This is a genomic window from Buttiauxella sp. A111, from assembly GCF_014189855.1.
In the GTDB taxonomy this organism is placed as follows: Bacteria; Pseudomonadota; Gammaproteobacteria; order Enterobacterales; family Enterobacteriaceae; genus Buttiauxella; species Buttiauxella selenatireducens.
On record NZ_BJFN01000003.1, the window covers coordinates 466453 to 483754 of the forward strand.

15 protein-coding genes and 1 other annotated feature are annotated in these 17302 nt (G+C 50.5%); of the genes, 6 read left to right on the forward strand and 9 right to left on the reverse strand.

What is annotated here, in order from left to right; all coding sequences use genetic code 11:
• Window positions 1–85 precede the first annotated feature (85 nt).
• The 3 genes from recR to BSPA111_RS11475 all read right to left on the reverse strand — a co-directional run bounded on the left by recR (window position 86) and on the right by BSPA111_RS11475 (window position 2412).
• Window positions 86–691, reverse strand: a complete 606-nt coding sequence (gene recR, locus BSPA111_RS11465) for a recombination mediator RecR (RefSeq protein WP_183271279.1) — start codon at window positions 689–691, stop codon at window positions 86–88.
• 108 nt (window positions 692–799) lie between these two features.
• Complete coding sequence (locus BSPA111_RS11470) at window positions 800–1477, reverse strand: isochorismatase family protein (protein ID WP_183271280.1); 678 nt, start codon at window positions 1475–1477, stop codon at window positions 800–802.
• A 65-nt stretch (window positions 1478–1542) separates the two neighbouring features.
• Complete coding sequence (locus BSPA111_RS11475) at window positions 1543–2412, reverse strand: pirin family protein (protein ID WP_183271281.1); 870 nt, start codon at window positions 2410–2412, stop codon at window positions 1543–1545.
• 110 nt (window positions 2413–2522) lie between these two features.
• On the opposite strand from BSPA111_RS11475, the gene BSPA111_RS11480 reads away from it, so the two are divergent.
• Window positions 2523–3428 carry a LysR family transcriptional regulator gene (locus BSPA111_RS11480; RefSeq protein WP_183271282.1) on the forward strand — a complete coding sequence of 302 codons (906 nt, stop codon included), beginning with the start codon at window positions 2523–2525 and terminating at the stop codon, window positions 3426–3428.
• Between the two features lie 82 nt (window positions 3429–3510).
• Here BSPA111_RS11480 and BSPA111_RS11485 read toward each other — a convergent pair whose 3' ends face one another.
• From BSPA111_RS11485 to BSPA111_RS11500, 4 genes are all read right to left on the reverse strand, one after another.
• Window positions 3511–3840, reverse strand: coding sequence for a YbaB/EbfC family nucleoid-associated protein (locus BSPA111_RS11485; RefSeq protein ID WP_124024797.1), 330 nt, complete (start codon window positions 3838–3840; stop codon window positions 3511–3513).
• 126 nt (window positions 3841–3966) lie between these two features.
• Window positions 3967–5883, reverse strand: coding sequence for a DNA polymerase III subunit gamma/tau (dnaX, locus tag BSPA111_RS11490; RefSeq protein ID WP_183271283.1), 1917 nt, complete (start codon window positions 5881–5883; stop codon window positions 3967–3969).
• Window positions 4570–4634: a sequence feature (DnaX frameshifting element), on the reverse strand. It overlaps the preceding gene by 65 nt.
• A gap of 147 nt (window positions 5884–6030) precedes the next feature.
• On the reverse strand, window positions 6031–6582 hold the full coding sequence (gene apt, locus BSPA111_RS11495; RefSeq protein ID WP_034458083.1) for an adenine phosphoribosyltransferase: 552 nt from the start codon (window positions 6580–6582) through the stop codon (window positions 6031–6033).
• Window positions 6583–6731: 149 nt separating this feature from the next.
• Window positions 6732–7109: a DUF454 family protein gene (locus BSPA111_RS11500; RefSeq protein WP_183271284.1), complete on the reverse strand. Its 378-nt coding sequence runs from the start codon at window positions 7107–7109 to the stop codon at window positions 6732–6734.
• 238 nt (window positions 7110–7347) lie between these two features.
• Between BSPA111_RS11500 and priC the strand changes: the two genes are divergently transcribed.
• Genes priC through rsmS form a run of 3 tightly spaced genes read left to right on the forward strand, consistent with a single transcriptional unit; the run spans window position 7348 to window position 8327 of the window.
• Window positions 7348–7884 (forward strand): primosomal replication protein PriC, encoded by a 537-nt coding sequence (gene priC, locus BSPA111_RS11505; RefSeq protein ID WP_183271285.1) that lies wholly within the window; start codon window positions 7348–7350, stop codon window positions 7882–7884.
• 38 nt (window positions 7885–7922) lie between these two features.
• The gene (locus BSPA111_RS11510) at window positions 7923–8171 is read left to right on the forward strand and encodes a hypothetical protein (protein WP_183271286.1); all 249 of its coding nucleotides are present in this window, start codon (window positions 7923–7925) and stop codon (window positions 8169–8171) included.
• Window positions 8172–8327, forward strand: coding sequence for a pleiotropic regulatory protein RsmS (gene rsmS, locus BSPA111_RS11515; protein ID WP_183271287.1), 156 nt, complete (start codon window positions 8172–8174; stop codon window positions 8325–8327).
• Window positions 8328–8329: 2 nt separating this feature from the next.
• On the opposite strand, the gene mscK is transcribed toward rsmS, so the two are convergent.
• Together mscK and acrR are read right to left on the reverse strand one after the other, a co-directional pair.
• Complete coding sequence (gene mscK / locus BSPA111_RS11520) at window positions 8330–11710, reverse strand: mechanosensitive channel MscK (RefSeq protein ID WP_183271288.1); 3381 nt, start codon at window positions 11708–11710, stop codon at window positions 8330–8332.
• Window positions 11711–11840: 130 nt separating this feature from the next.
• Window positions 11841–12482, reverse strand: a complete 642-nt coding sequence (acrR, locus tag BSPA111_RS11525) for a multidrug efflux transporter transcriptional repressor AcrR (RefSeq protein WP_183271449.1) — start codon at window positions 12480–12482, stop codon at window positions 11841–11843.
• A gap of 142 nt (window positions 12483–12624) precedes the next feature.
• Here acrR and acrA point away from each other — a divergent pair, with 142 nt between their 5' ends.
• Window positions 12625–13824, forward strand: coding sequence for a multidrug efflux RND transporter periplasmic adaptor subunit AcrA (gene acrA / locus BSPA111_RS11530; protein ID WP_183271289.1), 1200 nt, complete (start codon window positions 12625–12627; stop codon window positions 13822–13824).
• Window positions 13825–13846: 22 nt separating this feature from the next.
• Window positions 13847–16996, forward strand: coding sequence for a multidrug efflux RND transporter permease subunit AcrB (gene acrB, locus BSPA111_RS11535; protein ID WP_183271290.1), 3150 nt, complete (start codon window positions 13847–13849; stop codon window positions 16994–16996).
• Window positions 16997–17302 lie beyond the last annotated feature (306 nt).

Consider the following 17302-nt stretch of genomic DNA (forward strand, 5'->3'; position numbering starts at 1 on the left):
CAGGGGTGATGAAAACGTTGAGGGAGATATGAGGATAAGCAGAGGAGATTTCAAGCGGGGGAGAAAAGAATCTCCCCATTTTCAATTAGAACGTAATTTTGTGGCGTCCCGCCAGAGAATGCGAAAGCGTGGTGCCATCAACCATTTCCAGCTCGCCGCCCACTGGCACACCGTGCGCGATACGACTGGCATCTACGCCATATTGCCCACACAGTTCGGCGATATAGTTCGCGGTGGCTTCACCTTCAACCGTTGGGTTAGTCGCAAGGATGAGCTCTTTGATGGTTTCGTGCTCAAGGCGCTGTTCCAGCCTGTCGAGACCGATGTCCTGGGGGCCAATGCCGTCTAGCGGTGAAAGATGCCCCATCAACACAAAATAGCGTCCAGAGAATTGTCCCGTCGCTTCAATCGCATGGATATCCGCAGGCGTTTCCACCACGCAAATCTGGCCATTTTCCTGGCGGCGTGGATTGGAACAAATTGCGCAGACTTCTTGTTCGGTAAAAGTACGGCAATCCGCACAGTGGCCGATTTCAGACATGGCGCGGGTCAACGCCTGAGCAAGGCGCATTCCGCCGCTGCGGTCGCGTTGCAGAAGCGCGAACGCCATACGTTGAGCTGACTTCGGGCCAACACCTGGCAAGCAGCGCAGGGATTCCATAAGGACGGTAAGTAAAGGACTGGTTTGCATCGCTCAGACTTCTGAAAAAAGAGTGGGACATAGCCTAACATTAGCCCAGCGGACGGGTATAGAAAAAGATAGTCCCCCTGCGGGATGTCTCGCACAGGGGGAATTTATTTAAGCGAGCTGAGAATCCAGAGACTCTTGATTCGTCACCACATCTTGCGCCTTCTGGTAACTTTCCATCAGCAAGCCATATTCAATAAAGACACCGCCCCAAAGGCTGGCCCACTCCATTGCATCCTCACGGTTCCATGTGTGCTGAATCTCAGCTACAACCGCTGCGGTATCCATCGGAACCACGCCCGCTTGTACTACTCGCGCCAGGGTGACTTCCTGCGCCATTTTGGAATAAGTGCCTGAAGCATCGATCACCGCGAAGACTTTAAAGCCTTCGGCAACCGCGCTGATTGCCGGAAACGCCATGCAAACGCTGGTCACCGTGCCCGCAATGATTAACGTTTTACGCCCCGTTGCTTTGACTGCCGCAACGAAATCAGGGTTATCCCAGGCGTTAATTTCACCTTTACGCGGCACATACTGCGCATGAGGGGCATATTGGTGGATCTCAGGGATCAGCGGACCATTTGGGCCTTGCGGCACAGAAGCGGTGGTGATGACCGGAATATTGGCCAGCGTCGCGATTTTTGCCAGTACTGTGGCGTGGGTGCGCAACGTAGGCATCGGCATGTCGTGTACTAGCTGGAACAAACCGCTCTGGTGGTCAATGAGTAGCATGACTGCATCGTTGGCATCAATGGTCGGAATTTGTCCGTTAAAGTTTGCAGGTGTCATATTCGTATCCTCTGATAGTGAAATAGTGCGTAAAGAACGGCTACCGGAGCGATAGCCGTGATTTTTTACTCTATGGACTGGCCAAAACGACCCTGATTGAAATCGTCGATAGCCTCTTTAATTTCTTCACGAGTGTTCATTACAAACGGCCCGTAACCCACCACTGGCTCATTGAGTGGCTCACCGCTCAGCACCAGCACAACGGCGTCGTTATTGGCTTCAAGCGTGACGGTTTCGCCTTTTGCATCCAGTACCACCAGCTGCGCCTCACGAGCAATTTCCTCACCGTTAACCTGCACCGTGCCTTTCAGCACAACCAATGCGGTGTTCCAGCCGTCAGGCAGCGTCAGTTGCGTGGTGCTTTGCGCATTCAGACGCACATCCAGTACGCGCAGCGGTGAAAACGTGCGTGCCGGGCCTTTACTGCCATCCATTTCACCCGCGATAACACGCACCTGACCTGCGTTATCGGGCAATGTCACCACCGGAATATCCGCATCCGTAATCGACTGGTAGTTTGGTGGCGTTGACTTGTCCTTCGCAGGCAGATTGACCCACAGCTGAACCATTTCCAGGGTGCCGCCCTTCTCGCTGAACGCTGGTGAATGGAACTCTTCGTGCAAAATCCCGCTACCGGCCGTCATCCATTGCACATCACCGGGGCCAATTACCCCGCCACTGCCGGTGGAGTCACGGTGCGCCACTTCACCTTTGTAGACGATGGTGACCGTTTCAAAACCGCGATGCGGATGCACATCAACGCCACGCTGCCCTTTGTTGCTCGGTTTAAAATCCGCCGGGCCTGCGTAGTCCAGCAGCAAGAATGGGCTGAGTTGCTTTTCAAATTTCGAATAGGAAAACAGTGAACGAACCGGGAATCCATCACCCACCCAGTGGGAAGCCGGTGCGGAATACACGCCTAAAATTGATTTCATCGTTATCTCCATTGAGTGTCGATTTCTGTTGAGTTAAAGCTTACTCATAAGACGAAAATCCCGGTAGACTCCAGAAATGAACTCAGTGTTCCATATACAGGACAATAACGATGCAAGATCTCAACGACCTGTGGTACTTCGTGCAAGTGGTCGATTTTGAGGGGTTTTCTCCCGCCAGCCGCGCGATTGGCATTCCAAAATCCCGGTTAAGTCGGCGTATCGCCTTGCTGGAGGAGAGTCTGGAAACGCGGCTTATTCAGCGCTCAACGCGCAGCTTCACCGTGACGGAGGCCGGGCAGATTTTTTATCGCCATTGCAAAGCGATGATTATTGAGGCCGAAGCGGCACAAGAGGCGATAAACACGCTGCGAGCCGAACCGCGTGGGCTTATTCGCCTGACGTGTCCGATTGCCCTGCTGCATGTGCATATTGGGGATATGCTGGCGCGGTTTATGACGATGTATCCGCAGGTTACGGTGCAGCTTGAGGAGACAAATCGCCAGGTTGATGTATTGAATGAAAACGTCGATTTGGCGGTACGCGTTCGCCCATTACCACTGGAAGATAGTGACCTGGTGATGCGCAAACTGGCCGATCGCAATATGTGTCTGGTTGCCAGCCCTGAGTTAGTTGAGCAATTTTCGCAACCCTTGTCACCCGCCGATCTACAACACTGGCCGAGCCTGGCACTCTCCAAACCACAGCAGATTTACCGATGGTGTCTATTTGGCCCGGATAATCAGGAAGTGATCCTGCACCATAAGCCACGTTTTGTGACCACCGATATGATTGCACTACGGGCGGCTGCTTTGGCGGGCGTAGGGATTGTTCAACTACCGATATTGATGATTAAGAAGCAGATACTGGATGGAACGTTGGTGCGATTGTTACCGGATTGGCGTACAAGACGGGAAATCATTCATTTGGTGTTTCCTTCACGTCGCGGGCAGTTACCGGCGGTCAGAGCACTGATTGATTTTCTGGTGGAGAGTTATGCGGCGTTTGATGAAGAGTGATTACGGGGTAAAAAAGTGAGGCGTCGCTTTGACGACAGGACGCCCTCACCCTGACCCTCTCCCCCAGGAGAGGGGATCAAAATCAGAATGGCATTTTGAAGCCTGGCGGCAACTGCATACCACTGGAAACGCCAGCCATTTTCTCTTTCTGCGCTTCGCCGATACGACGAGCTGCATCATTGAAGGCCGCTGCAACCAGGTCTTCTACCATCTCTTTATCGTCTTCCATCAGGCTTGGATCGATTTCCACACGACGGCAGTTATGCGCACCATTGATGGTCACTTTTACCAGACCCGCACCTGATTCGCCGGTGACTTCCATGTTGGCGATTTCTTCCTGAACCTGGGCCATTTTTTCCTGCATCTGCTGGGCTTGCTTCATGATGTTGCCCAGACCGCCTTTTCCAAACATAGTCTTCTCTCTTTTGCTCGGGCCGATTAATCGCATTTCCCCATCATCCTTCAAGCTGTAGGGGTGTTGATGGGTATAACAATTAACGGCTATCAGGGTTTACAACAAACCGGTGTAACCAGCCTGTCAAATTGGTCGAATACTGTCTTCATCCAGCTCCGCATCAAAAAAACGACGCAGCGTTTGGATATTGTTATCAGTACTCATAGATTCCCGCGCACGTGCAAGCTTCTCTTCGTAGATAGCCTGACGCCATTCCAGCGGGGTACGTTGTGCAAGATTATCATCTTCAATAATAGTCAGCTCAACAGTTTCTCCGCTAAAAGTACTCATCGCATCAGCCAGCGTTTTCTGCGCCGACGGTGAATTCAGATGCCTTAATGCCGGGCGTAAGTGCAAACAAACTCGGTTTCCATCCTGCTCTTTCCAGGCATTTAACGCGAGTTGCTGCACAAGTTTTGGCAACACCAGTTGGCTAATTTCCGCCGCCCAACGGTCACGCTCGATGGCTTCCAATGCCAGTTTCTGCGCCAGCTCTGGTGTTTTCTCATGCTCCAGCGCGCGCTTTAATGCTTTTGGTGTCGCAACCGGTTCTTCAACAACATCAGAAACAATTTGCGACTTCCAGCGATAAGCTTCTGGCTTCTCGGCAGGTTTTTCTTCTGCCACTGATGGCCGGGACTGAATACGCTCGGTTACCGAGGCTAAACGTTCCAGAGCGGTGGTTTTAGCTGCCGGCCGCGCTAGATCTGGCGCTGCCGGCTCACTCTTTTTTGCTTTGTTGGCTCCCTGCTGGCGCATTAACTGGGTTCGCGCTTGCAGCACCTGGCTTGTGGTGTCCGGCAACGGGGTTTCATTTTGCCGTGGCGGAGGTGAAGTTTGTTGTCGAACCGGAACAGGATTGACGACAGGAATACTCGCCACTTGCCGCGGTTGCTCCGGTTCTGGTAATGGTTTGCGCGGATGGAACGCCAGCGCACGCAGCAGTGTCATCTCAATGCCCATACGACGATCGGGAGCCCAGGAGAGCTCTTTGCGACCAATCAGCAGGGTTTGATAATACAACTGGACTTCAGCAGGCGGTACGACTCTCGCGAGCTCACGCATACGCTGTTCGATTGCCGCCATGTCGTTGCCCAATGCAGCCGGAGAGAGTTGCACCATGGCCACACGGTGCAGCAAGCCCAGCATTTCTACCAGCAGCGCTTCCCACTCAATACCGCGACCGGCGGCATCGTTAAGCAAGCTCATCACTCGCTCACCATTGGCCTGCACCATCGCTTCTATCAGCGCCAGAGCCTGGTCGTCATCCAACGTACCGAGCATGGTGCTGACAGCCGCAGTGGTCACTTGCCCATCACCACTGGCAATCGCCTGGTCGGTAAGACTTAATGCATCACGCAGGCTGCCATCCGCAGCACGCGCCAACAGTTGCAGCGCGCGAGTTTCAGAAGTGATTTTCTCCTCGCCAAGAATGTATTCCAACTGATGGCGGATTTGTTCGACATCCAGCGCTTTCAGGTGGAATTGCAGGCAGCGGGAAAGAATAGTCACCGGCAACTTTTGCGGATCGGTTGTCGCCAGCAAGAATTTGACATGCGAAGGTGGCTCTTCCAGCGTCTTCAACAGCGCGTTGAAGCTGTGGCGGGAAAGCATATGGACTTCATCGATCAAGTAGACCTTGAAGCGGCCACGCGCCGGTGCGTACTGAACGTTGTCCAGCAAGTCACGAGTGTCTTCGACTTTGGTGCGTGAGGCGGCGTCAATCTCTATCAGATCAACAAAGCGTCCTTGTTCGATTTCGCGGCAGTTATCGCACACACCGCAAGGGGTGGCAGTGATGCCGGTTTCACAATTTAACCCTTTCGCCAACAAGCGAGCGATGGACGTTTTACCCACGCCGCGCGTCCCTGAAAAGAGATAGGCGTGGTGGATTCGGCCCATGGATAAGCCATTAGCCAGCGCAGTCAACACGTGTTGCTGGCCGACGACATCAGCAAAAGTTTGTGGGCGCCATTTGCGGGCTAAGACCTGGTAGCTCATTCGAGATAGGCTCTACATCGCGGGAAGGTGAATTCGAGGGGTAATGCTAACATAAGCCTCACCCATCGGGCGAGGCTGTTTGATGTCCTGGCGGATGACGTTGTACTTATCCGCCCGGCCTGGTGCGTTGCAGAGGTGAGATTAAACTCAGTGGCCAGGGAAAAGTACGAGGCTGTAGCTTTTCACGCCCATTTTTTCCAGACGCTGCTCACCACCAATATCAAACAGATTGATGATAAATGCGGCATCGGTCACTTCACCACCCAGACGGCGGATAAGTTTAACGGTCGCTTCAATGGTGCCGCCTGTGGCCAGCAAATCGTCCACGACCAGAACTTTGTCGCCCGGCTCGATTGCATCAACGTGGATTTCCAGTTGATCGGTACCGTATTCCAGCTCGTAGTTCTCCGCGATCGTTTCGCGTGGCAGTTTACCTGGCTTACGCACCGGCACAAAACCGACACCTAATTCCAGCGCAACCGGTGCGCCAAACAAAAAGCCGCGCGCTTCAGTACCCACCACTTTAGTGATACCGGCATCTTTAAAGCGTGAGACTAATAATTCGATGCTGGTGGCGTAGGCTTTCGGATCTTCAAGCAAGCTGGTAACGTCACGGAATAAGATCCCAGGCTTCGGGTAGTCTGGAATGCTTTTAATGCTGTTTTTCAGATATTCAAGCTGCTGCGCAGTCGCGGTCATAATTAATGCCTGCTAAAAACGGGGTTCTAACTAAGCACGTATCTGTTTAATAAATACACTATCGGTGATTCATTAATCAATCATACCGTGCTCGAAAGCGGTCGAATTTACTGTCTGCAAACAACAATTGCAACCACAGCAAATGCGCTTTATGGCTTTTGTTGCTTTTCGTCAATTACCGGCATCCGCCACATACAGAACAGCAACGCGCACATCATCATCAATAAGAGTAGTCTGACCCAAAGAATGTTGACCAGGTAAATGGACACAGCAAAAGTTAAAACAATAAAAATCAATGCCCTGGGTTTAGTTCCGGGTGGTAAGGCACGATGCTGCTGCCAATGGCGGATGTAACTGCCAAACCATGAGCGGTAGAGTAGCCAGTGGTGGAAGCGTGGCGAGGAACGGGCAAAACACCAGGCTGCCAGAAGTAAAAAAGGGGTTGTGGGAAGTAAAGGTAATACGACTCCCAGCGTCGCAAGGACTACCGCCAGCCAACCAATGATGATTAATATAGTCCGTTTCATTCCCTATTCCATTAATATACCCGTCATACTTCAAGCTGCAGGGGTGTTGGCTGCACTCACTTACCCCAGTCACTTACTCAAGTAGCTCCTGGGGATAAGCTCCCTTGCCGCGTTACTCGGCCTGTGGCCTCGCCCCTTCGGGGCCAGCGCAAGCGCTGTTCAAAAACGCACTGGCGTTTTAGTCCTGCAACTTGAATTATTTAGGGTATAAATATGAGTCGTATTGGAGAGTCATTTTGTGAAAACCGCTGCGCTGTTACAAGCTTTGGATATTCGCGTCGCGGAACTCGCGCAGGCCATTGCGCCCATTTCGTTGCAACGCGCCTCGCAAGCACGCTTTGATCGTAAACTGTTTTCCACTCACAGTACGCAACTAAAAGATTATCTGACCGAAGTTCAGGCAAATCACGCACAGTTACAGCTTAGCGTGAAAGTCGGCAAAGCGGATCAAGTTGCGTACCTTGCCGAAAAACTGGTGGCGCAAATTGCCGCATTGCAGCGTGAACTAGCGACCTTGCAGATGCGTAAAAACGATCCCCAGCCGCCGGTTGTCGAAAACCTGTATGAGAAACTCTCCACGCATCAGGATTACGAACGCCGCCTGCAAAGTATGATTAGCGATCGTGAAAGCCAGCTTTCTATTCAAGCCACTCTCGCTGGACAGCAAAAACTGCAAAAAGAGCTCGCCGCCCTTGAAGGCCGCCTGCAACGCTGCCGCCAGGCCATTGCGCGTATCGAACGTGCGATTGAACGACGGGAACGTGGGCTAAGCTAACTATACTTATTATGGGTTTGCTGTACGGGGGGAGAGCCATGGGACTACTTGCCTGGTTGGTGACGGGTGTTCTGGTCGCGGTGGTGATGAAAGTGTTGTTCCCGGCAAGAAGCGGCGTGTTTGCGGTTGCTATCGTGACAACCACTGCGGGGGCACTTATCGGTGGCTACATTTGTACTGCTTTTAATATGGGTACTCTGGCAACGCTTGATCTGCGCGCACTGTTAGCTGCATTTGCCGGATCGCTGTTATTTCTCTTTTTATTTCGCAAATTACGGATTAATTAAATGTCGTTGGAAAATGCACCCGATGAAGTGAAACTGGCTGTCGATTTGATCATGCTACTGGAACAACATGAAATCCCGACGGAAACCGCGCTTGCGGCGCTTGAGATTGTCCGTCAGGATTTTTTACGTAAGCGGGAAGAGAACGCTTCCCGCTGATTTTACTGTACCGGAACGATGTCGCCGCCGTTCGTTTTGCCATTGTTGTGGCGTTTCACTTCGGTCAATTCATCCCCTTTTTCATTACGCAGATGAACTTCGAGTTGGTTGAAGGCGATGTTAATGTCATTTTCGCGACACAGGCGATCGATGGTCCGGTTCAGCTCATCAACGGTATAGCTGCGATCGCGCAACTCACGCACGTACAAGCGTAATTCATGATCCAATGTGCTTGCCCCGAAGGTGGTGAAGAATACCGTCGGCTCAGGATCGTGCATCACTTTCGGATGGTCATGCGCCGCTTTGAGTAAGATTTCACGCACTTTATCCAGATCGGAGCCGTAAGCGACGCCAAGGCGGATAACCACTCGCGTAATGGTGTCGGTCAGCGACCAGTTGATCAATCGCTCCGTAACAAACGCTTTGTTCGGGATGATCACTTCCTTGCGATCGAAGTCAGTTATCGTGGTGGCACGAATACGAATTTTGCTGACACTTCCCGAGAAGGTACCGATGGTCACCGTATCGCCGATACGCACCGGGCGTTCGAACAGAATAATCAGGCCGGAAACGAAGTTACCGAATATCTCCTGCAAACCGAAACCCAGACCGACCGATAACGCTGCCGCCAACCATTGCAATTTATCCCACGACACACCGAGCGAGCCAAAAATGGTCATCGCGCCAACAGCAATAATCACGTAGTTAAGAATGGTGGTAATGGCGTATGAAGCGCCCTGACGCATTTGCAGGCGTGAAAGCACCAGTACTTCCAGCAAACCGGGTAAGTTGCGAATCAACACCCAGGCGATAGCGAAAGCAATCACCGCAAATAACAAGCTGCCCATGGTGACGTTTTTCACCACCGCAGCACCCGCTTCCGTGCCGTTATAGCTCCACAGCTGGATGCTATCGAGATAACCGAATACCCCAAACAAATCTGACCAAATGGTGTAGAAGAAGAGCGCAAACAATGCGAACAGAGCAATAATGGCAAGGCGCATGGTTTGTTGGTTGATCTGATCAAGCGCCAACGGTGGCTCTTCTACCGGCTCGCCACCTTCAGCCCCTTCTTTCACCAGATTTTCGCGGCGCAACACAGCGCGGCGATACGCCATACGACGCGCCGTTACACTCAGCCCGCGCAGTACAGTTTGGTAAACCAGGTTCCAGATGAGAACCAGATAGATGGTTTCTATCCAACGTCCCGCAAGGCGCAAAGTCGTATAGAAATAGCCCATCGCTGTCAGCACCATCAACACCACAGGCACCACGCCCATCACCGTGACGGTAAACAACTGCATGGTGTGGTTGTTTTTGTTGCGCCAGTTTTCACGACACATCGGGAAGACCAATGCAGTGATGAGCAACAAGTTGAAGAAAATAATAAGCTGACCCAGCGCATCTTCAACCAAATGCAACGGAGAACGTTCACCCAGCACCGACCAGAATAACAGCGGCAACAGTGCACAACCGATTCGCACCAATTGGCGGCGATAATGGCTGCACTGCTGTGGCGACATATTAAAGTGGCTGACAGCAACGCCGTTGGTCGAAAGCACCTGGTACGTCAGGCCAAAGACCAGCCAGGACAGAGAAAGCTGTTTACAGAATGCCAGCATGGTTTCGCTGATGTTCATATCTATTCCGGCAAACCCTAAGCCGATGGCATAGATAATCAACGCGCCGGGTAAGACTTTCACCAGCGTCAACGCTATGGCTTTCGGCGTTAGCATTTGGCTGTCGTTACGCAGTTGCCCAACCCGACTTGCCTGCTTTTCCAAATAGCGATCAATGGCTTTAAAACGCCAGCGAATAACACCGGCCAGCAACAGTGTTGGAACCATCAGCAGCAGAATGGTGAGTATTTTTAGCGAGCTTTCCGGCCCTTTAATATTGAGATGGGCATTTTTAAACTGATCGCGTAACGAAGAAGGCAACGATTTCAGCCAGTCCCAATCCATCGGTTTGTTACTGGTGACCCAAAAAATCTGCTCGGTCAGAATTTGGTCCAGCGATTTCGTCACGTTTTGCAGTTGCTGCTTATTATTCTGCAGGTTGATGGCCAGCATTAATTGCATGCCGAGCTGCTTATTCAACTGATCCAGCAATTCACGGCGAGTATCCAGAATTTGCAAAAGCGCGTCGTGGACATCAGGCGTGACGTCAGTGGTGTGCCCTTCTTCTATTTTCGCCACTAAGTCATCAGGCTGGAACAGTGCATCACGCTGCTGATTGACATCAAACTGCTCGAGGCGAATATCCGCAATACGATTGGTCAGGTCTTCTGTGTCTTCCGCTGAAGGCATGTTCTGCTGTTGCTGCTGATAGAGAATGCGCGATAACAGCAAACTGCCTTTCAGGACTGCAATTTGCTCTTTCAAATTGCGTTCTGATTGCAGTGCACGATCCAACGTGTTTTTGATGCGGATGCTCGGCGGCACCATCTCATTAGCATGTTGAGTGGCGTCTATCAGGCGTTGGCTTAACTGGTGGTTAATATCCAGCTCTTGTTTCACCAACGGATTCTGCTGAATTTTAACGGTATCTTCCGAGTCGATGGCTTCCTGCGCAGTCTGCTGGGTCAGCGTCAGGCGCTTGCTGCTGACGGCTTTTTGCAACAGTTGCAGCGTGTGTTCCATCTGGTTGATATGGGCGTTGGTGTAATCACGCTGTTTTTGCAGAGTATCTTGCAACAGCGTGTTGCCTTTCAGGCTGTCGCGCTGCTGGTCCAGTTGCGCGTTCAGTAACGCCTGCTGCGCCAGTAACAATGTTTGCTGGCTTGGACGCAATTCCGCAGCACCAGGCGTGACTCCATTCAGGCGATTACGGATTGCCTCAAGCTGAGCCGAAGCAGCCATCATCGCATTCTGCACGCGCTCTGGTTGCGTTTGCAGTGAAATCAGTTGGCTATTCCAGGTGGCTAAATCGCTTTGTGAATTCTGTAAATCCGTCATCAAGTCATTCAGACGAGACTCGAGCTGGCGCAAACTCAGCGCTTCAATTTCAGCCTCTTCATTGGCCTGGTCTTCTCGCTGATTTTTGAGTTCGTTTAGAGCATCCGTTGCTTTGCGCAGCGTTTTTGGCGCTTCACTGATCTGCTGATGGAGTTTTGCCGCTTCATCCTTGATCCGGTCAATTTTGTCCAAAACCTCAAGCGTTTCATTGAGATCTTGTTGTGTCAGTTTGTCATTAGGTGACAGCGTCTTTTGCTTATTAAGCGCGGTCAGCTGGTTTTGAATTTCATCGCGGCTCGGGAGATCGTTATTATTATTTTTCGCCCAAACTGGCTGCGCCAGCAGACAAAACAGGCTAATAAACGCGATAAATAAAAACCGTGCTGGTATGCGACGTGAATACAGTGAACACAAGAGTTGCGGCATAGTTTGACAGTGTTTTAGAACAGGCCGAATGGATGGCGAGTTAAAGACGAAATACGAGCGTTCAGATTAGCACGACTTTTCAGAAAATCCTTGGTCAACTCGCTTCGGAATTGCCCTAATAAGCATAATTTTAATGTGGGGTAGTACGAAGGGTTGGACAGGTTTGAAGCATTTCTATCAAAATAGCAACGTAGTCTTCTGCCTGACCGTGTAAATCAAAGCTATCTGGCGCAAGCAGCCAGTTTTCGATGAGCCCAGTGATATAACTGCGCATCAAAATAACGGCAAGGTGAATCCGCAAATCGGCTGGTAACATTTCTGCATCAATACAACGCTGCAACGAATTTTCAATTCGCTCCTTTCCCTCCAGATAAAATTCGCGTCTGGCCTGTTGTAACACCGCCAGTTCTCCAACAAATTCGCATTTGTGGAAGATGATTTCTGTCATTAAGCGGCGACGCTCATCAGCGACAGTTGCTTGCAATATGTAAATTAATAACTCTCTTACAACAGAAAGTGGATCGTCAGGAAATTTTGCCTGATACTCAGTCTCTAAATCACCAATACTGGATTCAGTTAGCTCCCAGATTTCATTAAACAAATCCGACTTATTTTTGAAATGCCAATAGATTGCACCACGGGTAACACCGGCCGCTTTAGCAATATCAGCCAGCGAAGTTGAGGACACACCGTGTTGAGAAAACAAGCGAATTGCCACATCGAGAAGATGTTGGCGAGTTGCAAGCGCTTGTTGTTTGGTTTTTCGTGCCATAAATGGGGAAAGTAAGGTGGTTGGATTTACATACATTTGTGAATGTATGTACCATAGCACGACGATAATATAAACGCAGCAATGGGTTTGTGGACATTTGATCCATTGAACAACTTTGAAATCGGACACTCGAGGTTTACATATGAACAAAAACAGAGGGTTTACGCCTCTGGCGGCCGTTCTGATGCTTTCAGGCAGCTTAGTGCTTACAGGATGTAATGACAAAGAAGCACAAAAGAGTGCGCCGCATACCCCAGAAGTGGGTGTCGTCACTCTGAAAAGTGCTCCTTTGCAGATAACTACTGAGCTTCCGGGCCGTACCAGTGCTTATCGTATTGCAGAAGTTCGCCCACAGGTCAGTGGCATCATTCTGAAACGCAACTTTGAAGAAGGGAGTGAAATTAAAGCTGGCGTTTCGCTGTACCAAATCGACCCTGCGACTTATCAGGCCGCATATGACAGCGCCAAAGGTGACCTCGCGAAAGCTCAAGCAAGTGCAAATATTGCGCAGCTGACGTTGAAGCGTTATCAGAAACTGTTGGGCACTAAGTACATCAGTCAACAAGACTACGACACCGCGCTTGCCGATTCTCAACAGGCAAATGCTTCTGTCGTTGCCGCTAAAGCCGCTGTTGAAACGGCTCGTATTAATCTGGCTTATACCAAAGTGACCTCTCCGATCAGTGGCCGCATTGGTAAATCTGATGTTACTGAAGGCGCGCTGGTCACTAGCGGTCAGGCAACTGCAATGGCTACCGTACAACAGCTCGACCCGATTTATGTGGATGTGACCCAATCAAGCAACGATTTCTTGCGCCTTAAGCAAGAGTTGGCTGACGGAAAACTGAAGCAAGAAAACGGCAAAGCCAAAGTGAAGTTAGTCACAAACGACGGTGTTGCGTTCCCACAAGAAGGTTCTTTAGAGTTTTCTGACGTCACCGTTGACCAGAGCACCGGCTCGATCACACTGCGTGCCATCTTCCCTAACCCAGATAAAACGCTGCTTCCGGGCATGTTTGTCCGCGCACAGCTGGAAGAAGGGACCAATCCAAACGCACTGCTCGTTCCACAACAAGGTGTCACTCGTACACCACGTGGCGATGCTTCTGCGATGGTGATTGGCAAAGATGACAAAGTTGAAGTCCGTAATATTACAGCAACACAGGCTATCGGCGATAAATGGCTGGTAACCAATGGGTTGCAGGATGGCGATCGCGTTATTGTGACCGGTTTACAAAAAGTTAAACCCGGTGTTCAGGTAAAAGCGCAGGAAATAGCGGCAGAAGATAAAAGCCAGGATCAAGTAGCCGCTGGCGCTCAGACTGAACAAACGAAGTCTTAACTTAAACAGGAGACGTTAAGACATGGCTAAGTTTTTTATCGATCGCCCGATTTTTGCCTGGGTAATCGCCATCATTATTATGTTGGCGGGCGGGCTTGCGATCATGAAATTGCCAATCGCGCAATATCCAACCATTGCGCCACCAGCGATTTCGATCTCAGCAAACTATCCAGGTGCGGATGCGAAAACGGTACAGGATACCGTTACACAGGTTATCGAACAGAACATGAACGGTATCGACAACCTGCTGTACATGTCCTCTTCCAGTGATTCCTCTGGTTCTGTAACTATTACCATTACTTTTGACTCTGGTACTGACGCGGATATCGCACAGGTTCAGGTTCAGAACAAATTGCAACTTGCGATGCCGCTGCTTCCTCAAGAAGTACAGCAGCAAGGTGTTAGCGTTGAGAAGTCCTCCAGTAGCTTCCTGATGGTTCTCGGTATGATCAACACCGATGGCTCCATGACACAGGAAGATATTTCGGACTACGTTGGCGCGACCATTAAAGACCCTATCAGCCGTACTCGTGGTGTCGGTGATGTTCAGCTGTTTGGTGCTCAGTACGCGATGCGTATCTGGATGGACCCGAACAAACTGAATAACTACCAGCTCACCCCGGTCGATATTATTAATGCTATTAAAGCGCAGAACGCCCAGGTAGCAGCAGGTCAGTTAGGTGGTACTCCACCGGTTAAAGGTCAGCAACTTAACGCCTCAATAATTGCTCAGACCCGTTTGAAATCTGCCGATGAGTTCAGCAAAATTTTGCTGAAAGTGAATCAAGATGGCTCACGTGTTCTGCTTAAAGATGTGGCAAAAGTTGAGTTGGGCGGCGAGAACTATAACGTTGTCGCACGTTACAACGGCCAGCCCGCATCTGGTTTAGGTATTAAACTGGCAACCGGTGCTAACGCCCTGGATACTGCTAACGCGGTACGTGCCACAGTTGAAAAACTGCAACCGTACTTCCCGGCGGGTCTGAAAGTGGTTTATCCATATGACACCACGCCATTCGTTAAAATCTCTATCAAAGAGGTAGTAAAAACCCTCGTTGAAGCAATCGTGCTGGTGTTCCTGGTAATGTATCTGTTCTTGCAGAACTTCCGCGCCACATTGATTCCAACGATTGCCGTGCCGGTGGTATTGCTGGGGACGTTCGCTATCCTTGCCGTCTTTGGCTATTCGATAAACACCCTAACGATGTTCGGGATGGTGCTTGCGATAGGCCTGTTGGTTGATGACGCCATCGTGGTAGTAGAAAACGTTGAGCGTGTGATGGTGGAAGAAGGATTGCCACCGAAAGAAGCCACACGCAAATCAATGGAGCAGATTCAGGGCGCTCTGGTCGGGATCGCGATGGTACTGTCAGCGGTATTTATACCGATGGCATTCTTCGGCGGTTCTACAGGGGCAATCTATCGTCAGTTCTCTATTACCATCGTATCGGCAATGGTGCTTTCTGTTCTGGTAGCAATGATTCTGACACCAGCACTCTGCGCCACCTTGCTTAAACCGATTGCTAAAGGCGAACACCACGAGAAGAAAGGCTTCTTCGGCTGGTTTAACAACATGTTCGATAAGAGCACGCATCATTATACCGACAGCGTCGGTAACATTTTGCGTAGCACGGGTCGTTACCTGGTGTTGTATCTGTTGATTGTGGTGGGTATGGCTCTCCTGTTTATTCGTCTGCCAAGCTCCTTCTTGCCAGATGAAGACCAGGGTGTATTCCTGACCATGGCTCAGTTGCCTGCGGGTGCGACACAAGAGCGTACACAAGCCGTTCTTGATGACGTGAGCAAGTACTACCTGGAAAAAGAGAAAGACAACGTTAACTCCGTATTTACCGTTAACGGCTTTGGCTTCTCTGGTCAGGGACAGAACACCGGTCTGGCATTCGTATCCTTGAAAGATTGGGATGAACGTCCAGGTGAAGAGAACAAGGTTCCGGCGATTGCTGCTCGCGCCAGTGCCCAGTTCTCAAAAATCCAGGATGCCATCGTATTCGCATTTAACCTGCCAGCTATCGTGGAACTGGGTACAGCAACGGGCTTCGACTTCCAGTTGATTGACCAGGCTAACCTTGGACACGAAAAACTGACTCAGGCGCGTAACCAATTGTTTGGTGAAGTTGCTAAACACCCTGACCTGTTAGTGGGTGTGCGTCCAAACGGTCTGGAAGATACGCCGCAGTTTAAAGTCGATATCGACCAGGAAAAAGCGCAAGCATTGGGTGTGTCTATCAGCGATATCAACACCACATTGGGTGCTGCATGGGGTGGTAGCTACGTGAACGACTTCATCGACCGTGGTCGTGTGAAGAAAGTTTACCTGATGGCTGATGCACCATTCCGTATGCTGCCAAGCGATATCAACAACTGGTATGTACGCGGTTCTACCGGTCAGATGGTGCCATTCTCTGCGTTCTCTACTGCGCATTGGGAATACGGTTCACCACGTCTGGAACGTTACAACGGCTTGCCTTCCATGGAAATCCTTGGTCAGGCTGCACCGGGTAAGAGTACCGGTGAAGCGATGAACATGATGGAAGAATTGGCCAGCAAACTGCCAACCGGTATCGGTTATGACTGGACGGGTATGTCATATCAGGAACGTCTGTCTGGTAACCAGGCCCCTGCCCTGTATGCCATTTCCTTGATAGTTGTATTCCTGTGTCTGGCAGCATTGTATGAGAGCTGGTCAATTCCGTTCTCGGTCATGCTGGTTGTTCCATTGGGTGTTGTCGGTGCGTTACTTGCCGCGACCTTACGTGGGCTGACCAACGACGTGTACTTCCAGGTAGGCCTGCTGACAACCATTGGCTTGTCGGCGAAGAACGCGATACTTATCGTGGAATTCGCCAAAGACTTAATGGAGAAAGAAGGCAAAGGCTTGATTGAAGCTACGCTCGAAGCCGTTCGTATGCGTCTGCGTCCGATTCTGATGACATCACTGGCGTTTATCCTCGGGGTAATGCCGCTGGTAATCAGCTCCGGTGCTGGCTCCGGTGCGCAGAACGCCGTAGGTACGGGCGTAATGGGCGGGATGGTGACTGCAACTGTCCTGGCTATCTTCTTCGTACCGGTGTTCTTCGTGGTTGTGCGCCGTCGCTTCAGTCGTAAGAGTGAAGACCTTGAGCACGCTCACCCGATTGAGCATCACAAGTAAGTTCTGAACTGTAAATAAAAGGCCGCGCAAGCGGCCTTTTTTATATCTGCTCACCTAATTTGTCGTATTATTAAATAGTGAAAGCGGCTTACTTTCTCTGCTAAAAGTTTCAAAATGTTGCGATTCAGATGATATCTCTCTCGAATATCATGACAAAATATTTCTTAAACTAAGTGGTGAGTTTGCAAGTAGAGATTCATGCTTTTTTATTAGGAATATTCTTATCCTGTTATTTATTTATGATCATCCACAAAGCATTGCAGCAGCATCAAGACAACCCATTGAAAATAAAGTTATTTTTTAATG